The 3,463-nt window shown below is 62.7% G+C and carries 2 protein-coding genes; both read right to left on the bottom strand.

Features of this window, described 5'->3' with window-relative positions:
• Positions 1-111: 111 nt before the first annotated feature.
• The gene (gcvP, locus tag AAAB16_RS23150) at positions 112-2,967 is read right to left on the bottom strand and encodes an aminomethyl-transferring glycine dehydrogenase (protein WP_340665460.1); all 2,856 of its coding nucleotides are present in this window, start codon (positions 2,965-2,967) and stop codon (positions 112-114) included.
• A 7-nt stretch (positions 2,968-2,974) separates the two neighbouring features.
• Positions 2,975-3,358 (bottom strand): glycine cleavage system protein GcvH, encoded by a 384-nt coding sequence (gene gcvH, locus AAAB16_RS23145; protein WP_340665459.1) that lies wholly within the window; start codon positions 3,356-3,358, stop codon positions 2,975-2,977.
• Positions 3,359-3,463: the final 105 nt, after the last annotated feature.

The raw sequence follows: 3,463 nt of genomic DNA, 5'->3' as shown, positions 1-3,463 counted from the left end.
GTGCTGTGCGCACCATGCGATTTATTGCACAACGCATTGGTGCGCACAGCACACCCTACGGACGTAAGGCGATCCATTGCGGCACAGCGAGTGGCCGCAATGGTTTTACCGTCAGGCGTCAGCGTATTCGCTGATCGACGGGCAGGAGCAGACCAGGTTGCGGTCGCCGTAGACGTTGTCGATGCGCGCCACCGGCGGCCAGTACTTGGCTTCGATCAAGCTGGCCAGCGGGTAGGCGGCTTGCTCGCGGCTGTAGACGTGCGGCCATTCGCCGAGCAGTTCTTGCGCGGTGTGTGGGGCGTTTTTCAGTGGGTTGTCCTGGGCGTCCGATTCGCCGCGTTCGATGGCGCGGATTTCGTTGCGGATGCTGATCATGGCGTCGCAGAAGCGGTCGAGCTCTTCTTTGGATTCGCTTTCGGTCGGCTCGATCATCAGGGTGTTGGCCACCGGGAACGACATGGTTGGCGCGTGGAAGCCGTAGTCGATCAGGCGCTTGGCCACGTCGTCGACGCTGATGCCGCTGGTTTCTTTTAGCGGGCGCAGGTCGAGGATGCATTCGTGGGCGACCAGGCCATTGCTGCCGGCATAGAGCACGGGGAAGTGTTCTTCGAGGCGGTTGGCAATGTAGTTGGCGCTGAGAATGGCCAGCTGCGAGGCGCGTTTCAGGCCTTCGCCGCCCATCATTTTCATGTACATCCACGAGATCGGCAGAATGCTCGCGCTGCCAAACGGCGCGGCGCTGACGGCGCCTTCTTTGCGCGCCATGTTGGCGTGGCCTGGCAGGAACGGCGCCAGGTGCGACTTCACACCAATCGGGCCAACGCCCGGGCCGCCACCGCCGTGGGGAATGCAGAAGGTTTTGTGCAGGTTCAGGTGGGAAACGTCGCCGCCGAATTTGCCTGGGGCGCAGAGGCCGACCATGGCATTCATGTTGGCGCCGTCGATATACACCTGGCCGCCGTTGTCGTGAATGATCGCGCAGATTTCGCGGATTTCTTCTTCAAACACGCCGTGGGTGGACGGGTAGGTGATCATCAGCGCGGCCAGGCGGTCTTTGTGTTCCAGAGCCTTGGCGCGCAGGTCTTCAACATCGACGTTGCCGCGGGCATCGCACGCGGTGACCACCACCCGCATACCGGCCATGTTGGCGGTGGCGGGGTTGGTGCCGTGGGCAGACGAAGGAATCAGGCAGATATCGCGCTCGGTGTCGCCACGGCTGGCGTGGTAGGCACGAATGGCCAAGAGGCCTGCGTATTCACCTTGCGAACCGGCGTTGGGTTGCAGCGACACGGCGTCGTAACCGGTAGCGGCGCACAGCATGGCTTCCAGTTCGTCGGTGAGCTGCTGGTAGCCGACGCTTTGCTCGGCCGGCACAAACGGGTGCAGGCTGCCAAAGGCGCTCCAGGTAATGGGCTGCATTTCGCTGGCGGCGTTGAGCTTCATGGTGCACGAGCCCAGCGGGATCATGGTGCGGTCCAGGGCCAGGTCTTTGTCGGCGAGGCGACGCAGGTAACGCATCAGCTCGGTTTCCGAGTGATAGCGGTTAAACGACGGGTGTTGCAGGAAGGTGCTGGTACGCAGCAGGCCTTCGGGCAATTGCACGCTGGCAGCGGCGGCAAGGGTGGTGAAGTCGGGCAGCGCTTGGCCGTCGGCGAATAGCGCCCACAGCGCTTCAACGTCGGCCTGGGTGGTGGTTTCGTCGAGGGACAGGCCGAGTTGCTCGGCGCTGATCTGGCGCAGGTTGATCTGCGCGGCCCAGGCCTTGGCGTGCAGTGCCTCAGTACGGGCGCCGGTGTTCAGGGTGACGGTGTCGAAGAACGCACCTTGCTGCACCGGCAGACCAAGTTGGGCCAGACCTTGGGCGGCAATCACGGTGAGCACGTGCACGCGTTTGGCGATATCGGTCAGGCCTTGCGGGCCGTGGTACACGGCGTACATGCCGGCGATATTGGCCAGCAGTACCTGCGCGGTGCAGATGTTGCTGGTGGCCTTTTCGCGGCGGATATGTTGCTCGCGGGTTTGCATGGCCAGGCGGTAAGCCGGCTTGCCGTGGCGGTCGATGGACACACCGACCAAGCGGCCGGGCATATCGCGTTTGAACGCATCACGGGTGGCGAAGTAGGCGGCGTGCGGGCCACCAAAGCCCAGCGGCACACCAAAGCGTTGCGCGCTGCCCAGGGCCACGTCGGCGTTGAATTCGCCGGGCGGGGTCAGCAGGGTCAGGGCCAGCAGGTCGGCGGCCACGGCCACCAGGGCGCCAGCGGCGTGGAAGCGCTCAACCAAGGCGCGGTAGTCGTAGATATCGCCATTGCTGGCGGGGTATTGCAGCAGGCAGCCGAAGTAGGCGGCGAAGTCTTCAATGGCGTTTTCATCGCCCACCACCACGTCAATGCCCAGCGGCTCGGCACGGGTGCGCAGCACGTCGAGGGTTTGTGGGTGGCAGTGCTGGGAGGCGAAGAAGGTTTGGCTGGCTTTGTTTTTTGCCAGGCGTTTGCAGAAGGTCATGGCTTCGGCAGCGGCAGTGGCTTCGTCGAGCAACGAGGCGTTGGCGATTTGCAGGCCGGTGAGGTCGCAGATCATGGTTTGGAAGTTGAGCAGCGCTTCCAAACGGCCTTGGGAAATTTCTGGCTGGTACGGGGTGTAGGCGGTGTACCAGGCCGGGTTTTCCAGCAGGTTGCGCAAGATAGGCGCTGGCGTCAGGGTGCCATAGTAGCCCTGGCCGATGTAGGTTTTGAACTGCTGGTTTTTGTCGGCGATGGCTTTGATTTCTGCCAAGGCGGCGGTTTCGCTCAGGCCTTCAGGCAGATTGAGCACGCTGGTGCCCTTGATGCTGTCGGGGATCACGCTGGCGCTCATGGCTTCCAGGGAGTCGTAGCCCAACTGCTGGAGCATGGCGGTGATATCGCGCTCGCGCGGGCCGATATGACGGGCGATGAATTCGTTGCGGGTGTCGAGGGAAATAGTCATCAGGGCCTCAGGCGTCGTCGTTGGCTTTAAGCAGGCGGTCGTAAGCGGCTTGGTCGAGCAGGGTGGCCAGCACGCTGTTGTCGGCCAGTTGCATACGGAAGAACCAGCCTGCGCCGAGGGAATCTTCGTTCACGGTTTCCGGCGCGTTTTCCAGCGCGGCGTTCACTTCTATTACTTCACCGTCCACCGGCATGGCGATGGTGCTGGCGGCTTTAACCGACTCCAGTACCGCTACTTCGGCACCGGCGGCTTGGGCGCCCAATTCCGGCAATTGCACAAACACCACATCACCGAGGGCTTCTTGAGCATAGGGGGTGATGCCGACGGTAACCAGGCCATCACTGTCCAGACGCAGCCATTCATGTTCACTGGTGAATCGCAATTCGCTCATGTCGCTTCCTAGGTCGAGGGTTTGCCCCGCTATCAACGTTCCGAGCGGGGCGGGCAATGGACGAACCGATTGCAAAGGCGGTGCCAGATAAGCGCGGGGTAGGGC

This window comes from Pseudomonas sp., from assembly GCF_037994325.1.
Lineage (GTDB): Bacteria > Pseudomonadota > Gammaproteobacteria > Pseudomonadales > Pseudomonadaceae > Aquipseudomonas.
Note: the sequence above shows the minus strand (reverse complement) of the source record. Positions and strands in the feature narration are given on the sequence as shown.

What these genes read in the sequence shown, in the direction of transcription:
- gcvP (WP_340665460.1), bottom strand. Translation starts at nt 2,967, where the DNA reads ATGACTATTTCCCTCGACACCCGCAACGAATTCATCGCCCGTCATATC.
- gcvH (WP_340665459.1), bottom strand. Translation starts at nt 3,358, where the DNA reads ATGAGCGAATTGCGATTCACCAGTGAACATGAATGGCTGCGTCTGGAC.